This is a genomic window from Rhodococcus sp. MS13, from assembly GCF_013277835.1.
GTDB lineage: Bacteria > Actinomycetota > Actinomycetes > Mycobacteriales > Mycobacteriaceae > Rhodococcus_F > Rhodococcus_F erythropolis.
In genome coordinates this window covers 345,274-367,319 of the sequence record NZ_VBTL01000004.1, presented here as the reverse complement: position 1 = coordinate 367,319, position 22,046 = coordinate 345,274, and the positions used below count along the sequence as shown (strand labels likewise).

The following is a 22,046-nucleotide window of genomic DNA, read 5'->3' as shown; positions in this document are numbered from 1 at the left end:
CTCGGATGAAATACGCATTCTTGCCGTCTTCGTTTTAGTCAGTTAGACTAAAACCATGAAAACGATCAGCACGGCACTTGAAATCGTCGAGGCAGCACGAGTTTCGGCCGATGTGTTCGGGGGAGGCTCCAGCGATCTCGACACCCGTCGCGCTGCGAAGCGTCGTTTTCATCGGCTCGCCTCCGCCATTCATCCGGACCGGGCGAAGCCCGAAGATCGGGTGCGATACTCGGCCGCAACATCTCGGTTGAACGAGCTATACCGCAGTTGGGCAGCGGAGTTCGAGCCGGCAGATTCTCGACCCGTTTATGTAGGCGAGCGGGGCGAGTACACGTTGGGTGGACTGGTAGCGCGCGGCTCGGTCGCTAACCTGTACCGGTCCGATGCCGGTGTCGTACTGAAGATTCCGCGAAACCCTCGGGCGAACTCGATGATCGAGGCCGAACGGAATGTGTTGACGGACATCGAGAATTCGTGCGAAGCCGGTTGGGCAGTCTCGTACTTCCCGCGATTGATCGATCGAATCACCCATGTGGGCAGCGGCACGAGACGTCAGATCGATGTGTTGGACGATCTGACCGAAGGTTTTGTGAGTCTCGCCGACGTCCGTGAGGCGTATCCAGGTGGCCTCGATCCACGGGACTGGGCGTGGATGCACCGACGGCTACTTCGGGCTCTGGCAGCAGCGCATACGACTGGTTGGGTGCACACCGCGATTACCGCGGAGAACGTGCTTATCGAGCCTGACCGGCACGGGGTGGTGCTGGTCGGCTGGTCCTTTGCCACCCGTACGGGCAGCCGCCCGGTGGCGACGATCGGTTCCGATCGTGATTCGTACCCACCGGAACTCGGCGAAGGAGCGTCTCCGGCCTGGGACGTCTACATGGCTCATCATTTGATGCTCCGAATGCTGGGCGAGCAGGCCCACGAACGGATGAAGGCGTTTGCCGACGGCTGCATGCAGGACAACCCGAGATTGCGTCCCGACGCGGTCGACCTACTTGGCGAGTTCGACGAACTCCTCGATCTTCTCTATGGCCAGCGGACATTTCGTCCGTTCGCCGTTCCATCCACGAAAGGACAGTGATTGTCATGGGCTACGGATACTGGGACGACAACACCTATTTGGCGGGCAAGACTTTTCGTGCCGCACGCGGTGTCGACGATTTCGGTTACACCGATTCGCTTCGGTCGCGTCCGCGAAGCAGTTGGAAAGCGGACCCGACCCTCGACCCCTTCGGCGTCGACAAGCGTGAATGCCGAGACTCGGACGGGCACCCCGATTCTCTCCCGATAGCAGTGCTTTTCGATGTCACCGGCTCGATGGGCGCCGTTCCTCGAATCATGCAGGACAAGCTCGGAAAGCTGCACGGGCTGCTGCAACGCAAGGGATATGCGGATGATCCGCAGATCCTGTTCGGTGGTATCGGCGACGCCGATTCCGATCAGGTGCCACTACAAGTCGGCCAGTTCGAGTCGGGTAACGCGATGGACGAGCAGCTTCGGACGATCTTCCTCGAGGGCAACGGTGGTGGACAGAAGTCGGAAAGCTATGAATTGGCAGCGTATTTCATGGCGCGCCGCACCAGTACGGATGCCTGGGAGAAGCGTGGAAGGAAAGGCTACCTCTTCATCATCGGTGACGAGCTGAACAAGCCGCGGCTCTCGGCTCGTCACATCCGTTCGGTGATCGGGGACAAGGTACGTCAGGACGTATCGGTTCCGTCGATCTACCGTGAACTCGAAGAAAGATGGAATGTCTACTTCGTTCTGCCTGATCAGTCGTCGTACTTCAACGATCCGGAAATCGCGGATCACTGGAAGACGTTGCTCGGTGAACGTTTCGTCAAACTCGACGATCCCGCTGCGGTGTGCGAACTGATCGCGCTGACGGTCGGAATCGGCGAGGACCGCATCGACCTGCGTGACGGACTGGCGGATCTCCGCGACATCGGTTCAAGAGCTGAAGCCGAGACTGTCGGCAAGGCTCTCGCCCTGATCCCAGGGCGCAGCACCGCGACGGTGGCCGGGTTGCCCCGCGATCTCGGAACCGGCACGGACGATGTCGATTTCGCCTAGAAGGAGAACATGATGGAGCCGTTCGAAGACCGCGATATCGTCGTCGTAGACCTCGGGTTCGGAGATGCAGGGAAGGGAGCAACCGTCGATTGGCTTTGCTCCGATCGAGCCGATCTGGATGTGGCCGCAGTGGTCCGCTTCAACGGTGGGGCACAGGCAGCGCACAACGTGACGGCCGGCGAGCGCCACCACACGTTTTCGCAGTTCGGCTCGGGATCGCTGTCCGGCGTCCCGACGTTTCTCTCGAAATTCGTGTTGGTCGAGCCCATCGCGCTCGCACGGGAAGCACGTGCACTGGAAGCGCTCGGAGTTCGAAATCCGTTCGATTTGATACGGATCGACGCGCGCGCATTGTTGACGACGCCGATCCACGTGGCCGCCAACAGGGCCCGTGAGGATGCTCGCGGCGATAACCGACACGGCTCGTGTGGCAAGGGGATCGGTGAGACGGCGGCGTATGCGCTCGAAGTTGCGAGTGCGCCTACGGTGGGAGACTGCCGGCGACCTGAGTCCTTGCGTCGTAAGTTGTCGGCGTTGGCCACATTCTACGGACCGTTGATCGCGGAGAGTCGCCACGGGTTTCCGCCGATCGACGACATGGTCGACATGTACGCCGAATTCGGTGCCGTCGTGGACATCGCCGACCCGGATGCGCTGGGCGCGTTGGGTGCCGGTGGTCGTCTGGTGTTCGAGGGGGCACAAGGTGTCCTTCTCGACGAGTGGCGGGGGTTTCACCCGCACACCACGTGGTCGACGGTCGAGCCGTCCAACGCGCGAGCGATGATCGACGAGTTGGGCCGGGACAGTTACGTACTCGGCGTCACCCGCACCTACATGACACGACACGGAGCTGGGCCGTTCCCGACGGAGGATCCGGAGCTGGCGAAGGTGTTGCCCGAGCTGCACAACGGGACGGGTGAGTATCAAGGCGGATTCCGGACGGGCCACCTCGACGAGTTGTTGTTGCACTACGCAATCGAGGTGAGCGGTGGCGTCGACGGCTTAGCGCTTACTCATCTCGACGCGATGGATCGCGTGCGGGCTGCAGGCATCCCGATCCACGGGGTGCACGCGTACGAAGGATTGCCGTTCGTTCCCGTCGGAGAGTGGAAGGATCTCGATCACCAGCAGGCGCTGACAGATTCCCTGAAAGCCGTAGGGGTCGTGCCCAAGGAACTTCCGGCCGACCCGGAGGATTTCGCCCGGTATCTGAGCGAGGAAATGGGTGCGCCGGTAGTGCTGACCGCGAACGGTGCCGACCGGGTCGATCGTCAGGTGCGATGCCCAGTGCCTGCATGATGGACGGTGTGGACCAGTCACTTGTCTCGATCGATGTCATCGCGCTCCGGTTCGGCAATCCGGAACCCGGGATGTTGCGATTTGCCGTCACTCCGCGGCAAGCGGAGCCGTACACCGGGCAGTTGGCGCTGCCCGGTGTACTGCTGGGCGCCGGTGAGCGGTTGCAGGACGCCGCCAGGCGAGCCGTGACCACCAAGCTCGGAATTCCCGACGAGAAGATCCTCGTCAGCGGTCAATTGACCGTGTTCGACGAACCCAATCGCGACCCCCGCGGTCCGACGCTCTCGGTGACCATGTGGGCAGTGATCTCGTCGGACGAGGTGCCGGGTTCGGCCGAATGGGTGAGCTGGGACAACCCGGGAGACCTTGCGTTCGACCACAATCGGATAGTCGCCGATACCCGCCCGATCCTTGCTGACACCCTGTTGTGGCGAGATCAGGCTTTCACGCGTGCATTACTGGGTCCGTCGTTTCCGGCGTCGTACGCGCTGGCCGTGGCGGAGGAGCTTTCCGGTGTGCGTCCGGACCCGGGCAACTTGAATCGGACGCTCAAAGCGTTGCCAGGGCTGGAACGTACGGACGAACGAGTCCGGGTCAGTGCCACCGGGCGACCCGCGGTGGTCTGGGCGTGGACCGAAAACAGCTGACCTGCCTCAGAAGTTGCCCCGCGCGGCCTGCTCACGCTCGATCGCTTCGAACAGGGCTTTGAAGTTTCCCAGTCCGAATCCCAGTGAGCCGTGGCGTTCGATGATCTCGAAGAACACGGTGGGACGATCTCCGATCGGCTTGGTGAAGATCTGAAGAAGATAGCCGTCCTCGTCGCGGTCGACGAGGATGCCTCGCTTCTGCAATTCCTCGATCGGAACTCGAACCTCTCCGATACGCGCGCGCAGTTCGGGATCCTCGTAATACGAAGCAGGAGTGGAGAGAAACTCGATTCCTTCGTCGACCAGAGCGTCGACTGCTCCGAGGATGTCGTTGGTCGCAAGTGCGAGATGCTGAGCGCCGGGACCTTGGTAGAACTCGAGGTACTCGTCGATCTGTGACCGCTTCTTCGCGATGGCAGGTTCGTTGAGTGGGAACTTGACTCGGTGATTGCCGCTCGAGACGACCTTGCTCATCAGCGCGGAGTAGTCGGTGGCTATGTCGCCGCCCACGAACTCGGCCATGTTGGTGAATCCCATGACCCGGTTGTAGAAGTCGACCCACTGGTCCATCTTGCCGAGTTCGACATTGCCGACGACGTGGTCGAGGGCCTGAAAGATTCGCTTGGGCGCGCCGTCACGCTTGCGGTACGACGACGTCCGTTCGACGTATCCGGGAAGGTAAGGGCCGGTGTAGCGGGAACGGTCGACGAGGGTGTGCCGAGTCTCGCCGTACGTCGCGATGCTGGCCAGGCGAACGGTGCCGTGCTCGTCGGTGACGTCGTGCGGTTCGCTCAACACCGTCGCGCCTTGGGTGATGGCGTGTGCGATGCACTTGTCCACGTCAGGGACGCTGAGCGCGATGTCGCGGATACCGTCGCCGTGACGGCTGTGATGTTCGATCAGCGGACTTGCCGGATCCACAGCGCCCTTGACGACAAACCGCACGGCCCCGCTTTTGAGTACAAACGCGTGGTGGTCGCGGTTTCCCGTCGACGGGCCTGAATAGGCCACCAATTCCATGCCGAACGCGGACTGGAAGAAATGTGAAGTCTGCGTGGCATTTCCGACGATCCATTCGAGGCCGTCCCAACCGCTCACGGGGAAGGGATCGTGATCGCTGTCGTACTCGACCAAGCCGACCAACTGGCGCAATTGCTCCAGATCCAGGCCGGCCAGCTGTTCGTCGTCGGTGAGAGTCTGTTCGACGGTCATGATGAGTCCCCTCTGAGTGCGATGTACACAGCGCGGTGCTCGAGTTATGTTCGGCACTGCCAGTACAAACAGATAAGTCCTTCAGAGGTTGGGTAGTCAACGGAGGTAGTTGAAAGTAGACACAGCGCCGGAATGCGAAGATGGTGGCACTGTTTTGTAGGCAATTTGCATAGTTGAACGACGGGTGGAGCGGACGTGAATCTCGACGCAGTGGATCTGGCTCTGTTGGACGCGATGAACAAGCACCCGAGGGCCGGTGCGTTGGAGCTTTCGCGTCAGGTCAAGGTGGCGCGGGCGACAGTGCAGGCGAGATTGAAAAGGATGGAAGATGCGGGCGTCATCGCCGGATACGCGCCACACATCAATTTGGCTGCAGCGGGTTTCGGAGTACAAGCATTCGTGACTTTGCAGATCGCCCAGGGGGCGCTCGACACCGTCACCGCGGAACTCGAGGCAATCCCCGGTGTGCTCGAAGCCTTTGCCACCACAGGCTCCGGCGACGTGCTGTGCCGGATTGCCGCTGCGTCGCACGAGGATTTGCAAGCGACGCTGCTCGAACTGAATCGGTCGGGGATAGCCACCCGGTCGACCAGCGTCATGGTTCTCTCGGTTGTGGTGCCGCTCCGGTCGATGCCCCTCCTGCAGACTCTGCAATCGGAGCAGACGACCAAGGCCCCGGCATACCGACGAGGCGGTCAGTCTCGCTGACGACCCGGAGCCCAGAATCCCAGAACGATCGCGGATACCCACATGATCGCGGCGAGCGTGAGTGCTCCTTGATCCATGCCTTTGATGAAGGCTTCACGGGCGAATTCGGCCAACTGGGCACCCTGCGGTCCGGCTGCTTCGGCGACATGGAGAGCGGCGGCCAGAGAACCGGATACCGGTTCCTTGGCGGGTTCGGGCAGCAAGTCGACCGCGGGCTGGACGTGATTGCCATAGCCGGCGGCGAGGATACTTCCCGCCAGTGCAACGCCGATGGCAGAGCCGATCTCACGGGTTGCGTCGTTGACTGCTGAGGCAACACCCTGTTTGGAGTCTGGTGCGTTGGAGACGATCGCAGCAGTGGCGGGGGTTGTCGACAAGCCCAATCCGATAGCGGCTACTACCAAGGGGACACAGACCTCGGCGTAGGTCGAACTGGCGTCCAAGCGCGTCAAGAGTGCAATTCCGGTTCCGAGGAAGGCAACACCGGTGGCGGTGAGAGCGCGAAGGCCGATACGCGGAATCAGTAGGGGCGCAACCACGGACAACGCCATCACTGGCACAGCGATCGGCATGAGGGCGAGCGCCGATTGCAGTGGGGAGTAGTCGAGCACCAGTTGGAGATACTGCACGATCAGGAAGAACAAGCCGAAAGTCGCCAGGAATTGCAGGGTCAGTGACGCTGCGCCGCTGCCGAATGCGCGATTGGCGAACAGTCTCACGTCCAGAAGTGGATGGCGAGTACGTAATTCGACCCAGCTGAATACCGCGGCCATGGCAATTCCGCCGACCAGCAACGCGAGAACTACCGGATCGAGCCAACCACGGGCCGGCGCCTCGATCATCCCCAGGACGAACAGTCCGATCGAGCCGGCGATCAGCGCTGTACCAGGTAGATCGAGTGGAGTTGCCTCCGTGTCCTTCGACGTCACGATCGTGAACGACACCACGAGGATGAGGACCGAGACGACGGCCAGGCTGACGAAAATCGAATGCCAGGACCATTTTTCGAGGAGTAGCCCGGAGACGACGAGTCCGGCGATTGCACCGGACCCTGCGACGCCGGACCAGACTCCGACGGCACGGGCACGCTGCGCCGGCGGGAAACCTGCAGTGAGTAGAGACAGCGTCGCCGGCATGACAAATGCGGCGCCGACGCCGGAGATCACGCGGGAGACGATGATCCACGACGGTTCGTCCGCGAAGACCGGAATCGACGAGCCGGCAGCAAAAACGAGTAGTCCGAACATGAGCAGTTCTCGTCGACCGTATCGATCGCCGAGTGCGCCCGCCGGCAACAAGAGACAAGCCAGCGTGAGCGTGTACCCGTCCACGATCCACGTGAGCTGGCTCTGTGTTGCACCGGTATCGCGGGCCAAGTCGGGAAGGGCCGTGTTGAGAGCGGCCATCGCTGCGACGACCAGCGCGACGGCGCAGCACGCGACCGTCAGCATCCAGATCTGTCGGATGGTCCACGTGGACTGTTCGAGCGTCGTATCGCTACTCACGAAACCTCCCGATAGAAACAAGACCATCAGTATCGTTACAAGAACAGAAGTTCCACAACCCCCAAGTGGGTATAACTGAGGTTGTGACGGCGGGAATCGACAAGCAGGAAATCGACAAGCAGGTCAGCGACGAGGATCCGCGTAAACAGCGTTCCAGGTCCAGGTTGCTCGACGCGGCGACCAAGCTGCTGGCAGAAGGCGGCGTGGACGCGGTGACGATCGATGCCGTCACCAAATTGGCCAACGTCGCACGTGCGACGTTGTATCGGCATTTCGACAGCGGCACGGAGTTACTCGCCGCGGCATTTGCTCGCCTCTTACCGCCGGTGCCCGAGATGTCCGGGGAAGGTGACCTCCGCGCGCAATTGCTCGAGTTGTTGACCAGTCAGGCCAAGGCCATCGAAAGCGCACCGATCCAGGTGACGGCCATGTGCTGGCTCGGCTTGGGGCCGGAGCTGAAGGGTTACTCGAGCGTCGACGCCCTGTCGACGGACAAGCCCGAATTGCGATCGTTGCGCCAGACGGTCTTCGAGCAGTACCGTCACGCGTTCGATCGGATCCTGCGCTCGCCGGATGCGATCGAAGCGTTGGGGGAGTACGACTACGACGTCGCACTTGCTCAGTTGGTCGGACCTTTGGTGCTCACCAAGCTGGCCACGCTGACGCCTCTCGGGGAGGCCGCGTGTGAGCAGATCGTGGACGATTTTCTGGCTGCACGCGGAGTGTCGAGCTGACAGCTCACGGCTCCAGATTGCGTCGTAGCACGTACTGCTCGAGGCGGTCGATGCCGCGCACTCGTCGCGGACGAAGGTGTCGCAGTTTGAAATTGGCGTCCGAGCCGAGCTGGGTGGCCAGCTCGGAGTCGATCAGCACGGTGCCGGGGCGAGCGGAGCTGGTCAGGCGCGCGGCCTTGTTGACCACCGAACCGTAGAGATCTCCGAAGCGAACCAACGTCGGACCCATGGCCAGACCTACCCGAAGCTGTGGATCGTCGTGATCGGCGAGGACCGCCTGCTGGATCTGCAAGGCGATCTCGGCGGCGTGGTGGGGGCTCTCGGCGGCAAACATGACCTCGTCACCGACGGTCTTGACCACCCAGCCGTAGTTGCGTCCGATGATTTCGGTGGACGCGGACTCGAACCGCTCGAGCAGATCGTTGAGTTCGGCGGAGTCGAGGCCGCGAGTCAGCGAGGTGTACCCGACGATGTCGGCGAAACCCACGACCAGAACGCGACTCGCGACTTCTTCGCCCGGGTTTCCCACGTTGCGGCCCGTCGACGACGCGACGTGACGCTTCCATACGTACGTCTGCAGAGATTCGACAGCGGGAATGATCTCGGCGCCGAGGCTCAGAACGACATTTCTGATGGCGTCGGGTTCGTGATCCACCGAGTCCGCAAGCTGATCGATGATGTGTGTGCTGATCAGCGATACCTGCCACTCCGCCAACCTCGACATCGACTGTCCGAGAGAACGGGCAGCTGCCACCTCACTGTTCTGTGAGATGACGCCTCGATTGACCATGTCGGTGATGGTCTTGAGGGCGTCGGCGTCTTGCTGCGTGAACATGACCGCGTCGGGATCCTCGTCGACGGCAAAGCCCATCGCCACCCACAGACGATCGGCGCGCTCGCGTGTCACCCCGGCGAATTCCGCGATCTGCGACTGTGTGAAGCAGCGCGGTCCGCCGAGGAGGGACTCCTCGATGTCGGCTTGAATCCGGCTGAGCAGATGAGCATCGACGTCGATCGGCTCAGCAGCGTGAGATTCAGCAGGGGCGGGTTCGGTGACCTCGTCGATCCACTCTGACTCCGAACTGCTCACCGTGCTCCTTCTTGCCGCAACAAATTTCTGTCCACCATCTTCCACGCGGTGCCCCGAGAACAGTACTGAATTGGCCGAACCGCCTACGGATCCTCGGGCCCAGGCGGGCGGTGAGAGTCAACACGTCGGTGGCTTGTGCAAGAGTTGCCCCGAGAAAAGCACTGTCGATACTGAAATGCACGAGATACTTCTGAAAGGACCTGCGCATGCCACCCCGTAGACGTTCCGGCGCTGCCGCATCAACGCCGGATCACCTCACTGCGGACAATCTGGCAGCGCTCGCCACGGCTGTCGCCGAAGGCAAGCGCGCCACCGTCTATCTGCGCGAGGCGACTCCCAGCCTGGGGATCGAAGCCGGTACCTCGGCGAAAGTCGTGTCGGTGGACGGCAACACCGTGATGATCCGCCCCAAGGGCGTGAACGACGAATTGCCTTTCGAGGCAGAGGAATTGCGCATCAACCGCGTCTCCGCGGCGCCGGCCAGACCGGCGCCACGGCCCAAACCAGTTGTGGAGTCCGAGCCCCTGATGGAGCCACTCGTAGAGCCTGTTCGACCGAAGCCGCGTGCGCAGCCTGCACCCGCTCCGGTACCGACTACCACTGCTGCCCCTGCCGCGACACCTCGTCCGGCCGTCAAGCGTGCGAAGAAACTGCCGGCCGGCATCAGCGTCACCATCCATGCGGGCGCGGACAACGACTGGAGCGTGACGGTCACACAGGGCGCCAAGCGTCCGGGCAAAGCAGTTCCGGTCGCACCCGATGCAGTCGAGCGAGCTGTCCGCGAGTTGGGTGAGCCCACCGCCATCGAAGCTGTCGAGTCCATCATCGTCGCTGCACGGGACATGGCTGCAGCGCGAGTCGACGAGTTGAGTCGCCAGCTCGAGGAGGCACGCAAGATGCTCGAAGCGCTCGGAGCTACCGACTAGAAACGCTGCGTAGGTCCGCACTTTCCGGGGTATGCGTTTTTTGCAGCGGGGAGATTACCGGCGGAGAGATTGTGATGTTGCAGCGAATTGTTTCGGCTCTGGCAGCGTTGGTCTTGGCACTCGGACTCGGGTTCATCGTCAGCAGCAACGCGGTTGCTGCACCCACGCCCATGGGTGGTGGTTCGGGCATCATCGTCGACAATCAGCTGGTCTGCACGTTGACCACTATCGGGCACGACAACGGCGGCAGACTCGTGGGTATCACCGCAGGTCACTGCGGTGGTCCTGGATCGTTCGTGATCCCGGAAAGCAACGAGGACGCAGGCGTGGTCGGCACGTTCGTCGAGTCGAACCCGGACCTGGACTACGGGGTCATCCAGTTCGATCCGGGCAAGGTCACGCCAGTTCGAACGGTGGGCGCGGCAACCATCACCTCGATCGGCGCTCCGGCCAGCTTCCCGGCTACAGCCTGTAAGGAAGGCCGTACGACGGGCACGACCTGCGGCGTCGTCTGGGGAGACCTGAGCGCCGACGCATCCACCTGGACTCAGATCTGCGTCGACCACGGTGATTCGGGAGCCCCGGTCACGGTCGGCACGACGCTGGTCGCGATGGTCAACGCCTACCTCTGGGTGCCGTGCCTGGGGCCGGAACTCGGCACCAACATGACCTCCATCGTGGACACGATCAATGCCCACGGAGGCGTCGGCGCCGGGTACCGGCCCATCTAGCTGCGAGCTGGGATCAGCCGCACACTGCTCCACCCGAGGCTGATCCCACGAGCTTGGAGTACTTGGCCAACACACCACGTGTGTAGCGAGGCGGCAACGGCTCCCAGCCCTTCTTGCGGGCTTCCAATTCGGAGTCGTCGACCAACAACTCGAGTTGTCCGGTACCCACGTCGAGCCGGATCTGGTCGCCGTCGCGAACGAACGCGATGGGACCGCCGTCCACGGCCTCGGGCGCAACGTGTCCGACACACAGGCCGGTGGTGCCGCCCGAGAATCGTCCGTCCGTCAGCAGCAGGACGTCCTTGCCGAGACCCGCACCCTTGATCGCGCCCGTGATGGCCAGCATCTCGCGCATTCCGGGACCACCCTTCGGGCCCTCGTAGCGGATGACGACGACGTCGCCACCAGTGATGGTCCCGTCTTCGAGCGCGTCCATTGCGGCACGTTCACGTTCGAAAACCCGTGCAGTGCCGACGAATACATCAGACTCGAATCCTGCCGATTTGACCACCGCGCCGCCGGGAGCGAGCGAGCCCTTCAGGATCGTGATGCCTCCGGTCGGGTGAATGGGCTTGTTCATCGCCCGCAGGACCTTGCCGTCCGGATCGGGCGGGGTGATGTGCGCCAGGTTCTCCGCAACAGTCTTGCCGGTGACGGTCAGGCAATCTCCGTGCATGAGTCCCGCGTCGAGTAATGCCTTCATGATGACGGGGACGCCGCCGATACGGTCGACGTCCGTCATGACGTGCTTTCCGAAGGGCTTGACGTCGGCGAGGTGCGGGACCTTCGCGCCGACGCGAGCGAAGTCGTCGAGCGTCAGCGGGACGTACGCTTCGTGCGCGATCGCGAGGAGATGGAGCACCGCATTGGTGGATCCGCCGAACGCCATGACTACTGCGATGGCGTTCTCGAACGCTTCCTTGGTGAGGATGTCCCTGGCGGTGATGCCCCGACGAAGGAGTTCGACAACGGCTTTGCCGCTCTCGCGGGCGAATCCGTCGCGGCGACGGTCCGGTGCGGGCGGTGAAGCGCTGCCGGGCAGCGACATTCCCATGGCCTCGGCGGCGCTGGCCATCGTGTTTGCGGTGTACATGCCGCCGCACGCGCCTTCGCCCGGGCAGATCGCCCGTTCGATGGTGTCGACGTCGGCGCGGCTCATCAGTCCACGCGAGCAGGCGCCCACAGCCTCGAACGCGTCGATGACGGTGACTTCCCGCTCGCTGCCGTCGGAAAGTTTGGCGACGCCGGGGAGGGTGGAGCCGGCGTAGAGGAACACGCTGGCGAGGTCGAGGCGGGCCGCCGCCATCATCATGCCGGGCAACGACTTGTCGCAGCCGGCGAGAAGAACCGATCCGTCGAGGCGCTCGGCCTGCATGACGGTCTCGACGCTGTCCGCGATCACTTCACGGGAGACGAGGGAGAAGTGCATGCCCTCGTGACCCATCGAAATGCCGTCGGAAACGGAGATGGTGCCGAATTCGAGGGGGAATCCACCGGCCTCCCGGACACCTTCCTTGACGGCCTTGGCCAGGCGATCGAGGGACAGGTTGCACGGTGTGATCTCGTTCCAGGACGAGGCGACGCCGATCTGCGACTTGACCCAGTCGTCGTCACCCATTCCTACTGCACGCAACATGCCGCGCGCTGCGGTCTTTTCGAGTCCGTCGGTGACGTCACGACTTCTGGGCTTGATGTCGGGTTCGGTCATTTTCCAAGCATAGGCGTCAGCAGGATGTCTTTCCGGCAGACGAGCGACTCGAGTTGCCAACAGACGTCGTCCGTCGTGAATAGACTCGTCGCATCGCAGTCGGGGCTGAGTGTGCAGGTGATTGACGTACAGGGGGATTCAGGTGGAGTCGGAACTGATTTCAGCTTTCGGGTTTGCAGTTCTGGCGGCGGTCTTGACCGGTAGTGGCGTCTTCCTGGTTGTTCTGACGGTTCTGCACGAGATTGCCCGGTGGAAGGGCCGCTTCGTATCGGTGTGGGTGACTTTCTTTGCCGCACTGCTGATACTGCCCGTGCTGTTCGGTGCGTTGATCGTCGGCTATTCCGCGTTCTCCGAGATCGACGGGTCCGAGGCACTGATTCCGCCGGCGTTCTGGATCCTGATCGCGGCCGGGGGTGCACTCGGCGGTTACATCGGAGTCAAGGTCGGTGTGGTTCGAGGCTCGGCCCTCGACTACCGGTTGTGATCGGGATCGACTCGGTCAAACTTTCAGAGAATCGCAGGCGAAGCCTGGGTGAACATCCCGAAGCTCTCTTGAACGGCCGTTCAGGTGCGGGTTCACTCCTAGCGTGCACACGAATGCCTTCGATCGAATATCCAGACGTGGCCTACTGCAGGGATCGGCGGCTCTCGCCGGCGCAGTAGGTCTCGGTGTCGCTTCGGCGAGCCACGCCGGTGCCGAGGTTCCGGGTGGCAGCCCGGGATTCGCGCACGGCGTGGCATCCGGTGACCCGTTGCCGGATGCCGTGATCATCTGGACCCGCATCACCCCAACGGCGGACGCAACGCCAGGTTCGGGCGTCGGGGCGGCGGTGACGCTCAACTGGCAGGTCGCGACCGATGAGGGGTTCGCGAGCGTTGTGGCGTCGGGAAGTGTTGCTGCTTCGGCAGAATCCGATCACACCGCGAAGGTCGACGTCACCGGACTCGATTCGTCGACGACGTACTGGTACCGATTCACTGCGGGTTCGGCTGTTTCTCCGGTGGGCCGCACCCGTACGGCACCGTCGAACTCGGCAGATCTCGATCGTCTCCGCTTCGGCGTCGTGTCCTGCTCCAACTGGGAAGCAGGGTATTTCGGTGCTTATCGCCACCTCGCATTCCGCGAAGACCTCGACGCGATCATTCATCTCGGTGACTACATCTACGAGTACGGGCAGGGGGAGTACGGCGCGAGAAACGGATCTGTTCGCCTTCACGAGCCGGCCCACGAGATCATTTCGCTGGCCGACTACCGAATTCGGCACGCGCAGTACAAGACCGACCCGGATCTGGCTGCTCTTCACCTGAAACTCCCGTTCATCACTACGTGGGACGACCACGAATCGGCCGACAACGCCTACCGGGACGGCGCCGAAAACCACACTCCCGGTGTCGAAGGCGATTGGGCAGATCGAAAGGCGAACTCGGCCAAGGCGTATTTCGAGTGGATGCCCGTCCGCCCGTCGGGTAGTGGTTCGAGCGTTCAGCTGTATCGACGGTTCCGCTTCGGGAATCTGGCCGAGATCTCGATGCTCGACCTGCGTACCTACCGCGACGAGCAGCCGACGATGAAGCAGGTCGACGATCCGTCACGCACCATTACCGGACGCGCACAGATGGATTGGTTGACCAACGGAATCGTCACCTCCCCGACGCAGTGGAAGATCGTCGGCAATCCGGTCATGATCACGCCCTGCGTGTTCCCGCCGCTGGAACCGGCGACCACCGCGGCGTTGACCGAACTGGTGGGAGTGCCGCAGGCCGGTGTCCCGTACAACACGGATCAGTGGGACGGGTACACCGCCGACCGCACCAGGCTTTTCGATGCGATCACCTCGAACGGTGTGGACAACACCGTCTTCATCACCGGTGACATCCACACGTCGTGGGCTTGCGACCTACCGACCAATGCCGCGAATTACCCAGGCGGGCCGACTGTCGGCGCTGAGTTCGTCGTCCCGTCGGTGACGTCGCCCAACATCGACGACATGCTGAAAGTGCCGCCGCGAACGGTAACCGTTGCGGCAGAAGAAGCATTCAAGGCAGTGAACCGACATGTGCGGTACGTCGAACTGGATTCGCACGGCTTCGGCGTATTCGAAATCGCCCGCGAAGGTACTCAGATGGATTGGTACTACGTCGACGATCTCACCAATCCACAGAGCAATGCGCACTATGCCGTGAGCTACCGTCTACCGGCAGGCGCGGGCAGTAGAGTCTCGCCCACTTCGGCCGCCCTCGATCAGGCCTCGTACCGACCAGGAGTCGACCAGTGAGTATCGAAGTTTCGCGTCGTAGCGTTCTGATCGGTGGAAGTGTTGTCGCCGGAACGGCATTGCTCGGAACGCCCGCTCGCGCGAGCGTTCCCACCAGCGCAGGCATCCCAGACCTGGACGTGCATGTCATCGTCGTCGACGGCATGCGTCCGGACGAGCTGCGATCGGAGCTCACCCCGACGCTGACCGGGCTTGCGGCCGGCGGTATTCACTACCCGGACGCCAGCGCCATCACGATCGCGGAGACGCTGCCGAATCACACGGCGATGATGACGGGAGTGCTGCCGGCGCGTTCGGGAGTGCCTGCAAACTCCGTCTACGATCAGTCCATCGACAAGAAGCGTGACCTCGATCGGCCTTCCGACCTGCAGGCATCGACGGTTCTGGATCGGGTGCGCGCCGAACTCGGATTGACCACTGCGAGTGTGCTGTCGAAGCGCTACCTTCACGGGTTGTTCGGTGACCGCGCCTCACTGGTGTGGGATCCCCAGCCACTCGTTCCCGGCACGGAGCACGCGCCGGACAACTTCACGATCGACGCCTTGATCCGTATCGTCGGCGGGAACTCGCCGCGGCTCTCGTTCACCAACCTCGGTGACGTCGATCGGGTTGGGCACCTGGATCTGTCTGGTCCGTCCATCCGGATCGCTCGCACGGCCGCACTTCAGAACACCGACAACCAGGTTCGCCGCTTCGTCGACTTCCTTCATGACACGGGTCGCTGGAATCGGAGCATTCTGATCGTGTTGGCCGACCACTCCATGGACTGGTCGGAGCCCGCGCGGCTCATCGGACTCGATCGACCGCTGAACGCGGACCCGTTGCTCGCAGGCAAGATTCGAATCGCCCAGAACGGTGGCGCAGACCTGATCTACTTCGTCGGACCCGATGGCGAACGGGCGGAAGCCGTCAGCCGGATTCAGCAGATCGTGGATGGTGTGGACGGCGTCGAATCCAGCCACCTCCCCGCCGAATTCGATCTCGGCACCAATGCCGGTGACGTCGTTGCGTTTTGCGCTCAGGGCTGGCGGTTCAGTGATCCGACTCCACTGTCCAACCCGATTCCCGGCAACCACGGCCATTTCGTGACACTGCCCATCCCGTTCTTCCTCAGCGGCGGGCATCCCGCTCTCGACGGTGGACGGAAGATCGACACGCAGGCTCGCACGATCGACGTCGCGCCGACGGTTGCGGCTCTGCTCGGCCTCGGTGCACCTGCCGGCGGCTGGGACGGCGTCGCCCGCACGACGGGCGTGACGCTGAACGTCTAACGAGGATCGCGGCCGGTCAAAGCAATCAGCTTGTCCTGCAACGACGCATCGTCAGGAAGATCGACGGGAGCGGAGAACAGGCCGCTCTCGGCGAGCATGTCGCGCTGCCCGTCGAGGTCGGACCAGACGGCCTCGACGAGGTCTGGATCGAGTCGCTCGTCTGCTCCGACCGCTCGCGCGAGATCCCAGGTGTGGATCGTGACGTCCGAGGTCTGCTGGCGCAGATAGGGTTCCACCTTCACTGTGCCGTACGAGAGGTGAACGTGGGCACTGAGGTCCGTCGATTTCCACGCTTTGATGGCGGCATCGGAGTACTTCTGCCATTCGGTCCACAGGTCGTCCCCGACGGGAACGATGTCCGGTGTCGCCTCGCCGACCGTCAGTCCGGCCAGGAGCGGCGGTACCCACTGCTGCTCCTCGATGACGTGGCGGACGAGGTGTTCGACGTGCCAGTCGGAGTCGGGCGTGGGTGCGTTCCAGTCCTCGACTGCGGCGAGTCGTGAACCGAATTCGCGGTGGGCGGTGAGCACGAGTTCGAGCCAATCGAATGCCATCACTCGAGGGTAACCCGATCAGCGTGACGTTAATCGGTGCGTGAGGCTTCGATTCGGTGAAGACTGTCGAGGTTGTCGCTTAGTCGAATCGAGGAGTTTTCATGACCGTCCCCACCGTCACTCTGGCCGAAGGTCTCACTGTCAGCGCCCAGGGATACGGCGCGATGTCCGTCGCCCCTGTCTACGGCCCGGTGGATCCGGCCGAGGCGCTTGCCACATTGCACCATGCGGTGGACATCGGGATCACGTTCATCGACACCGCCAACGTGTACGGCGAGGGCTCGAGCGAGCGTGCGGTGGGAGAGCTTCTCAAAGACCGCCGGGACGAAGTGCAGTTGGCGACGAAGTTCGGTCTGGTCGGCAACATCGCCAACGGTCAGCGCGGGATCAACGGAGACCCGGCCTACGTACCGCAGGCACTCGACGAGTCTCTGGGACGACTCGGCGTCGATCATGTCGACCTCTACTACTTGCACCGGGTCGACCCGAACGTTCCGATCGAAGACACCGTCGGCGCGATCGCAGAGCAGGTGAAGGCGGGCAAGGTCCGCAACATCGGCCTGTCCGAGGCGACCGGCGATGAACTGCGTCGTGCGTACGGGGTGCATCCGATCGCGGCGATCCAGTCGGAATGGAGCATCTGGAGTCGGGACGTCGAGAACAAGGTAGTACCCACCGCCGCGGAACTCGGAGTCGGATTCGTGCCCTTCTCACCTGTGGGCCGAGGCTTCCTGGCGGGATCGTTCGATGCGGAGACGCTCGGTGACAACGACCTGCGCCGACGCTTCCCACGCTTCTCGGACTCCGCGCTCCCTGCTAATCAGAAGGTTCTCGACGTGGTCCGCGCCGTCGGTGAGGAGCTCGGCGCGACGCCTGCACAGGTTTCCCTGGCATGGCTCGATGCCAAGGGCCGTCAGTACGGGTTGCCTTCCGTTTCGATTCCCGGCACGCGGTTCGCTGCACGAGTCACGGAAAACGCCGGAGCGTTGGACATCGTTCTGACCGAAGACCAGATCGCTCGCCTCGACTCCCTCGCCGCGATTACCGAAGGCTTCCGTTCGGCTGATTTGAATTGGGTCTCTCAGGGCCGCGAATAATCATGTCCTGAGCCTTGCGAAAGACAGGAGTAACATACAGACCCGATGAAAAAAGTGTGGTTGGTCTGGGGTGTCGGTGTTTTTGCCTACGTGATCGCCGTGCTTCACCGCACTTCGTTCGGTGTCTCGGGTCTGTCTGCTGCTGATCGGTTCTCGATCTCGCCCAGCGTTCTGTCGAGCTTCGTCGTGCTGCAGATCGTTGTGTACGCCGGTATGCAGATTCCGGCGGGAGTTCTCCTCGACCGCTACGGTTCGCGGATCATGATCGCAGTCGGTGCGTTCATCATGATGTCCGCGCAGTTGGCTCTCGCCTTCACCGAATCGCTGCCCCTCGCGATCGGTGCACGTATTGCCGTCGGTGCCGGGGATGCACTCACCTTCATCTCGGTGTTGCGGTTGGTACCGCAGTGGTTCCCGCCCCGGCAGGTGCCGTTGGTCTCGCAGTTCACGGGCATCCTCGGTCAGCTGGGCCAGGTGATGTCTGCGCTTCCGTTCATGTTGCTGTTGTCCGGACCGGGCTGGACTTTTGCCTACGGCAGCGCTGCCGCTGTCGGACTGTTGGCGTTTGCACTGGCGTTGAGTGTCATCCGCGACGCGCCTCCCGGTGCCGACGTGGTCGCCGTGCCGGCCGGCGCCAAGGAGATCGGGCGACAGATCAAGACGGTGTGGATGCGGCCCGGCACCCGCCTCGGGTTCTTCAGCCACATGGGGACTCAGTTCTCGATCACGACGTTCGCGCTGCTGTGGGGCGTGCCGTACCTGAAATCGGCTCAAGGCCTCGACTCCACGACGGTCGGCTCGCTGCTGACGCTGTCGGTCATCTCGGCAATCGTGGCCGGCCCGATCCTCGGCATTCTCACCGGTCGCTTTCCCATGCGTCGATCGTGGTTGGTTCTCACCATCATGGTGGCCAGCGCGCTCATGTGGACGATCGTGCTTTCACGAAGCGAACCGTCTCCGCTCTGGTTGTTGACGATCCTGGTGGTCGTCATCTCGGTGGGTGGGCCGGGTTCGGTGATCGGCTTCGACTACGCGCGTACGTCCAACCCGAGTTCGGCGATGGGCACCGCGCAAGGCATGGTCAACATCGGGGGATTCCTCGCTTCCCTCATCGTGATTCAAGTGATGGGCGTGATCCTCGGACACATGGGCGGGTACACGTTCGACGGATTCCGCGTCGCCTGGATGGTGCAATATCCGGTCTGGGTTCTCGGTATCGTCGGTGTGCTCGTCACTCGAGGCAAAGCCCGGCGAGCCCTCGCGGCAGAAGGCGTACACGTACGGCCGATTCGCGAAGTCATTCGTCGCAACAAATAACTCGATCGCATCGGGTAATTCATCCCCTGCGGGTGAGGTTCCCAAGCGTCCGAGCCACCAGGCTTGATGGATGAACGACGCAATGAACATCGGACCGGTCGAGCTCGTGGTGCTGGCATTCCCAGGTTCCACTGTGGATCCTGAAGCCGTCGCCGCGCTGCAAAACGTGGTGGAACGAGGTTTTGTCACCCTGCTCGACCTCGTGTACATCGCCAAGGACGCTGACGGACAGGTGTCGCAGATCGACGTCGACGAAGATCTCACAGAGATCGGACTGGCGATTCTGTCCATCGAAGCCAAGGCATTGATCAGTGACGAGGATCTGGACGTGGTCCGTGAGTCACTCGAACCAGGAACGTCCGCCGCAGTCATCGTCTACGAGCAGACGTGGGCGCGTGAGCTCGCGTCGACGGTTCGCGGTGGCGGCGGCGATGTAGTCCTTCACGTTCAGATACCGCGCGAGGTAGTCGTCGCAGCGGTCGAAGCAGCATTTCAGTAGCGACAATTACCCAAGGAGTTCGGCATGGTTTTTCGAGGTGGACGCAGAGGGCGGCCGGGGTTGCTCGGCACGGTGGCGCGCACTGCGGTAGTGGCTGGAACCGCAAAAGCGACGTCCAACGCCATGGATCGACGGAGTCAACGGAAGGCCAGCGAGCAGCAGCAGGAATACCAGCAGGAGTACCAGCAGCAACAGCCGCCGCCGCAGGTCGCACCCGTGCAGTCCGTTCCCCCTTCTGGCGCGGACGATCTGGTCTCCAAGCTGCAGGAGCTGGGTCAGCTTCATCAGTCCGGCGTGTTGACCGACGCGGAGTTCGCCGCGGCAAAGTCGCAGTTGCTGAGCTAGTGCCTGCTGGTTCTTGAAGCCTTGAACGGGTTTACCACACCAGGCAATTGAGCATGAAAGGCTGATCTATGATCGACCCACGCGCAGCATCGGACGCAATCGAAGCGGCGAACTCCCGAGTCACCGAGACCCTGCCGTTCTCCGACAAGACCGATTTCACCGATGCCGAGCGCGGGTTCATCGGCGCGCTCGATCCCGGCGTGGTAACCGGACCCGACGGAAAAGTGCTGTGGGACAACGACTCGTACTCATTCCTGGATGAAGAGTGCCCGCCGACCGTCAATCCGAGCTTGTGGCGTCAATCGAGGTTGGTGGCCAAGCAAGGACTATTTGCGGTGACGGATTCGATCTATCAGATACGCGGACTCGATCTGTCGAATATGACCCTGATCGAGGGGGAGAGCGGGATCATCGTCATCGATCCACTGATTTCTCGGGAAACCGCGGCCGCTGGTCTCGCGTTGTATCGGGAGCATCGTGGTGATCGACCGGTTGTCGCGGTGATCTACACGCATTCGCATATCGACCATTTCGGTGGGGTCAAAGGGGTGACCACCGACGACGACGTCGCTGCCGGGCGATGCGTGATCTTTGCGCCAACGGGGTTCGTGGAGCATGCCGTCGAGGAAAACGTCTATGCGGGAACGGCAATGGCTCGACGCGCGGCATACATGTACGGGGCGGCATTGCCTCGAGGTCCTCGAGGTGGCGTCGGTGCAGGATTGGGCCAGACCACCTCCACCGGTACACCGACGCTGATTTCACCGACGGTGTCGATCTCGAAGACTGGTCATACAGAGACAATCGACGGCGTTCGGATCGAGTTCCAGATGACCCCAGGCACCGAGGCGCCGTCCGAGATGAACTTCTACTTCCCGGACTTTCGCGCACTGTGCATGGCGGAGAACGCAACTCATAATCTGCACAACCTGCTCACACTTCGTGGAGCGTTGGTGCGAGATCCGCATGTGTGGTCGGCGTACCTGACCGAATCGATCAATCGCTACGCCTCACGATCCGATGTCGTGTTTGCATCCCACCATTGGCCGACGTGGGGGACCGAACGGCTCACCGAGTTCATGTCATTGCAGCGCGATCTCTACGGGTACCTTCACGATCAGACACTTCGTCGAATCAATCAGGGGTGGACCGGTCTAGAGATCGCCGAATCCATCGAACTGCCAGCCGCCTTGGCACAGGCGTGGCACACACACGGGTACTACGGTTCCGTCAGTCACAACGTCAAAGCCATCTACCAGCGCTACATGGGATGGTTCGACGGCAACCCAGCGCACCTGTGGGAGCATCCACCCGTCGAATCGGCCAAGCGTCACGTGGAGTTCATGGGCGGATCGGCAGAGGTGCTCCGAAAAGCTCGGGAATCGTACGAGAGCGGAGACTTTCGGTGGGTCGCGCAGGTGGTGAACTACGTCATCTTTGCTGAACCGGACAACGCGGAGGCCAAGACCCTGCAGGCCGATACCTTCGAGCAACTCGGGTACGGCGCAGAGAACGGCACCTGGCGAAACTTCTACCTCACGGGTGCATACGAACTGCGCAACGGTTCGGTGGGTACGCCCACAGTTGCTGCAGCTCCTGATATCACCGCAGCGTTGTCGGTGAAGCAGGTGTTCGACGCCGTGTCGCTCCGCGTCGACGGAGTGAGTGCAGCGAATTCCCACATCGTCATCGATTGGAACATCACCGACGAAAACATCGTGCACCGAACGGAACTGAGCAACGGAGTGCTGATCCATTTCGACGTGGAAGGTGGGTCTGCAGATGTTGGGTCTGTGGATGCGACGTTCAGTTTGAGTCGTCTCGGCTTACTCGGTGTGCTGCTCGGTGGTGCGGACCTGGGCGCCGAGATTGCGAATGGCAGTATCACGGTGGCCGGCGACCCGGCGAAGCTTGCAGAACTTGCGGGGCACCTTGACGAGCCTGACCCGAACTTTGCGATAGTCACGCCGACGTAGCAGTTTGTGGCAGTCGAATAAGGCTGTATTTCAACGAGTCTCGACTTCTGGGCGCTCCTGAAGTTGTCCGTT

Annotated in this window: 21 protein-coding genes; 16 read left to right on the top strand and 5 right to left on the bottom strand. The window is 62.3% G+C overall.

Features of this window, described 5'->3' with window-relative positions; genetic code table 11:
• Positions 1-55: 55 nt before the first annotated feature.
• Genes FEZ59_RS10100 through FEZ59_RS10085 form a run of 4 tightly spaced genes read left to right on the top strand, consistent with a single transcriptional unit; the run spans position 56 to position 4,025 of the window.
• Positions 56-1,087 (top strand): hypothetical protein, encoded by a 1,032-nt coding sequence (locus FEZ59_RS10100; protein ID WP_021345536.1) that lies wholly within the window; start codon positions 56-58, stop codon positions 1,085-1,087.
• A 5-nt stretch (positions 1,088-1,092) separates the two neighbouring features.
• On the top strand, positions 1,093-2,079 hold the full coding sequence (locus FEZ59_RS10095; protein WP_031333795.1) for a hypothetical protein: 987 nt from the start codon (positions 1,093-1,095) through the stop codon (positions 2,077-2,079).
• Between the two features lie 12 nt (positions 2,080-2,091).
• The gene (locus tag FEZ59_RS10090; protein ID WP_021345534.1) at positions 2,092-3,378 is read left to right on the top strand and encodes an adenylosuccinate synthetase; all 1,287 of its coding nucleotides are present in this window, start codon (positions 2,092-2,094) and stop codon (positions 3,376-3,378) included.
• Complete coding sequence (locus FEZ59_RS10085) at positions 3,375-4,025, top strand: NUDIX hydrolase (protein WP_020909123.1); 651 nt, start codon at positions 3,375-3,377, stop codon at positions 4,023-4,025. Before FEZ59_RS10090 ends, FEZ59_RS10085 begins: the two co-directional genes overlap by 4 nt.
• A 6-nt stretch (positions 4,026-4,031) precedes the next feature.
• Here the strand turns inward: FEZ59_RS10085 and hppD are convergent, their stop codons facing one another.
• Positions 4,032-5,237 (bottom strand): 4-hydroxyphenylpyruvate dioxygenase, encoded by a 1,206-nt coding sequence (hppD, locus tag FEZ59_RS10080; RefSeq protein ID WP_007732631.1) that lies wholly within the window; start codon positions 5,235-5,237, stop codon positions 4,032-4,034.
• A gap of 195 nt (positions 5,238-5,432) precedes the next feature.
• Between hppD and FEZ59_RS10075 the strand changes: the two genes are divergently transcribed.
• Positions 5,433-5,945, top strand: coding sequence for an Lrp/AsnC family transcriptional regulator (locus FEZ59_RS10075; protein WP_003939810.1), 513 nt, complete (start codon positions 5,433-5,435; stop codon positions 5,943-5,945).
• On the opposite strand, the gene FEZ59_RS10070 is transcribed toward FEZ59_RS10075, so the two are convergent.
• Positions 5,933-7,477: an MFS transporter gene (locus FEZ59_RS10070; RefSeq protein ID WP_019745285.1), complete on the bottom strand. Its 1,545-nt coding sequence runs from the start codon at positions 7,475-7,477 to the stop codon at positions 5,933-5,935. The two genes, FEZ59_RS10075 and FEZ59_RS10070, sit on opposite strands and share 13 nt — an antisense overlap.
• Before the next feature lie 56 nt (positions 7,478-7,533).
• Between FEZ59_RS10070 and FEZ59_RS10065 the strand changes: the two genes are divergently transcribed.
• Entirely contained in the window at positions 7,534-8,184 is a 651-nt protein-coding gene (locus FEZ59_RS10065) for a TetR/AcrR family transcriptional regulator (RefSeq protein WP_019745284.1), read from the top strand.
• A gap of 4 nt (positions 8,185-8,188) precedes the next feature.
• Here the strand turns inward: FEZ59_RS10065 and FEZ59_RS10060 are convergent, their stop codons facing one another.
• Positions 8,189-9,319 (bottom strand): adenylate/guanylate cyclase domain-containing protein, encoded by a 1,131-nt coding sequence (locus FEZ59_RS10060; protein ID WP_081341447.1) that lies wholly within the window; start codon positions 9,317-9,319, stop codon positions 8,189-8,191.
• Between the two features lie 161 nt (positions 9,320-9,480).
• On the opposite strand from FEZ59_RS10060, the gene FEZ59_RS10055 reads away from it, so the two are divergent.
• Positions 9,481-10,200, top strand: a complete 720-nt coding sequence (locus FEZ59_RS10055; RefSeq protein ID WP_080909614.1) for a DUF6319 family protein — start codon at positions 9,481-9,483, stop codon at positions 10,198-10,200.
• Between the two features lie 74 nt (positions 10,201-10,274).
• Entirely contained in the window at positions 10,275-10,931 is a 657-nt protein-coding gene (locus tag FEZ59_RS10050; RefSeq protein WP_020970777.1) for a hypothetical protein, read from the top strand.
• A 13-nt stretch (positions 10,932-10,944) separates the two neighbouring features.
• Here the strand turns inward: FEZ59_RS10050 and ilvD are convergent, their stop codons facing one another.
• Positions 10,945-12,639: a dihydroxy-acid dehydratase gene (ilvD, locus tag FEZ59_RS10045; protein ID WP_003940201.1), complete on the bottom strand. Its 1,695-nt coding sequence runs from the start codon at positions 12,637-12,639 to the stop codon at positions 10,945-10,947.
• Positions 12,640-12,781: 142 nt separating this feature from the next.
• On the opposite strand from ilvD, the gene FEZ59_RS10040 reads away from it, so the two are divergent.
• From FEZ59_RS10040 to FEZ59_RS10030, 3 genes are all read left to right on the top strand, one after another.
• Complete coding sequence (locus FEZ59_RS10040) at positions 12,782-13,123, top strand: hypothetical protein (RefSeq protein WP_021345529.1); 342 nt, start codon at positions 12,782-12,784, stop codon at positions 13,121-13,123.
• A 103-nt stretch (positions 13,124-13,226) separates the two neighbouring features.
• Positions 13,227-14,915 carry an alkaline phosphatase D family protein gene (locus tag FEZ59_RS10035; RefSeq protein WP_172932588.1) on the top strand — a complete coding sequence of 563 codons (1,689 nt, stop codon included), beginning with the start codon at positions 13,227-13,229 and terminating at the stop codon, positions 14,913-14,915.
• Entirely contained in the window at positions 14,912-16,186 is a 1,275-nt protein-coding gene (locus FEZ59_RS10030) for an alkaline phosphatase family protein (protein ID WP_172932587.1), read from the top strand. The genes FEZ59_RS10035 and FEZ59_RS10030 overlap by 4 nt, the downstream gene beginning before the upstream one ends.
• On the opposite strand, the gene FEZ59_RS10025 is transcribed toward FEZ59_RS10030, so the two are convergent.
• Positions 16,183-16,740 (bottom strand): TIGR03086 family metal-binding protein, encoded by a 558-nt coding sequence (locus tag FEZ59_RS10025; RefSeq protein ID WP_020970773.1) that lies wholly within the window; start codon positions 16,738-16,740, stop codon positions 16,183-16,185. The two genes, FEZ59_RS10030 and FEZ59_RS10025, sit on opposite strands and share 4 nt — an antisense overlap.
• A gap of 101 nt (positions 16,741-16,841) precedes the next feature.
• On the opposite strand from FEZ59_RS10025, the gene FEZ59_RS10020 reads away from it, so the two are divergent.
• From FEZ59_RS10020 to FEZ59_RS10000, 5 genes are all read left to right on the top strand, one after another.
• A complete protein-coding gene (locus FEZ59_RS10020) occupies positions 16,842-17,837 on the top strand; it encodes an aldo/keto reductase (protein ID WP_020970772.1) in 996 nt (331 codons plus the stop codon).
• Between the two features lie 45 nt (positions 17,838-17,882).
• Positions 17,883-19,154 carry an MFS transporter gene (locus tag FEZ59_RS10015; RefSeq protein ID WP_021345525.1) on the top strand — a complete coding sequence of 424 codons (1,272 nt, stop codon included), beginning with the start codon at positions 17,883-17,885 and terminating at the stop codon, positions 19,152-19,154.
• 70 nt (positions 19,155-19,224) lie between these two features.
• Positions 19,225-19,653, top strand: coding sequence for a DUF6325 family protein (locus FEZ59_RS10010; protein WP_020909115.1), 429 nt, complete (start codon positions 19,225-19,227; stop codon positions 19,651-19,653).
• A 24-nt stretch (positions 19,654-19,677) separates the two neighbouring features.
• Positions 19,678-19,998, top strand: coding sequence for an SHOCT domain-containing protein (locus FEZ59_RS10005; protein ID WP_019745273.1), 321 nt, complete (start codon positions 19,678-19,680; stop codon positions 19,996-19,998).
• 68 nt (positions 19,999-20,066) lie between these two features.
• Entirely contained in the window at positions 20,067-21,974 is a 1,908-nt protein-coding gene (locus FEZ59_RS10000; RefSeq protein ID WP_021345523.1) for an alkyl sulfatase dimerization domain-containing protein, read from the top strand.
• The last annotated feature ends 72 nt before the right edge of the window (positions 21,975-22,046 follow it).

Bases quoted from the DNA above. Each gene is read 5' to 3' on its own strand.
- FEZ59_RS10100 (WP_021345536.1), top strand. From the start codon at position 56: ATGAAAACGATCAGCACGGCACTTGAAATCGTCGAGGCAGCACGAGTT.
- FEZ59_RS10095 (WP_031333795.1), top strand. From the start codon at position 1,093: ATGGGCTACGGATACTGGGACGACAACACCTATTTGGCGGGCAAGACT.
- FEZ59_RS10090 (WP_021345534.1), top strand. From the start codon at position 2,092: ATGGAGCCGTTCGAAGACCGCGATATCGTCGTCGTAGACCTCGGGTTC.
- FEZ59_RS10085 (WP_020909123.1), top strand. From the start codon at position 3,375: ATGATGGACGGTGTGGACCAGTCACTTGTCTCGATCGATGTCATCGCG.
- hppD (WP_007732631.1), bottom strand. From the start codon at position 5,237: ATGACCGTCGAACAGACTCTCACCGACGACGAACAGCTGGCCGGCCTG.
- FEZ59_RS10070 (WP_019745285.1), bottom strand. From the start codon at position 7,477: ATGGTCTTGTTTCTATCGGGAGGTTTCGTGAGTAGCGATACGACGCTC.
- FEZ59_RS10055 (WP_080909614.1), top strand. From the start codon at position 9,481: ATGCCACCCCGTAGACGTTCCGGCGCTGCCGCATCAACGCCGGATCAC.
- FEZ59_RS10050 (WP_020970777.1), top strand. From the start codon at position 10,275: ATGTTGCAGCGAATTGTTTCGGCTCTGGCAGCGTTGGTCTTGGCACTC.
- ilvD (WP_003940201.1), bottom strand. From the start codon at position 12,639: ATGACCGAACCCGACATCAAGCCCAGAAGTCGTGACGTCACCGACGGA.
- FEZ59_RS10025 (WP_020970773.1), bottom strand. From the start codon at position 16,740: ATGGCATTCGATTGGCTCGAACTCGTGCTCACCGCCCACCGCGAATTC.
- FEZ59_RS10020 (WP_020970772.1), top strand. From the start codon at position 16,842: ATGACCGTCCCCACCGTCACTCTGGCCGAAGGTCTCACTGTCAGCGCC.
- FEZ59_RS10015 (WP_021345525.1), top strand. From the start codon at position 17,883: ATGAAAAAAGTGTGGTTGGTCTGGGGTGTCGGTGTTTTTGCCTACGTG.
- FEZ59_RS10010 (WP_020909115.1), top strand. From the start codon at position 19,225: ATGAACGACGCAATGAACATCGGACCGGTCGAGCTCGTGGTGCTGGCA.
- FEZ59_RS10005 (WP_019745273.1), top strand. From the start codon at position 19,678: ATGGTTTTTCGAGGTGGACGCAGAGGGCGGCCGGGGTTGCTCGGCACG.
- FEZ59_RS10000 (WP_021345523.1), top strand. From the start codon at position 20,067: ATGATCGACCCACGCGCAGCATCGGACGCAATCGAAGCGGCGAACTCC.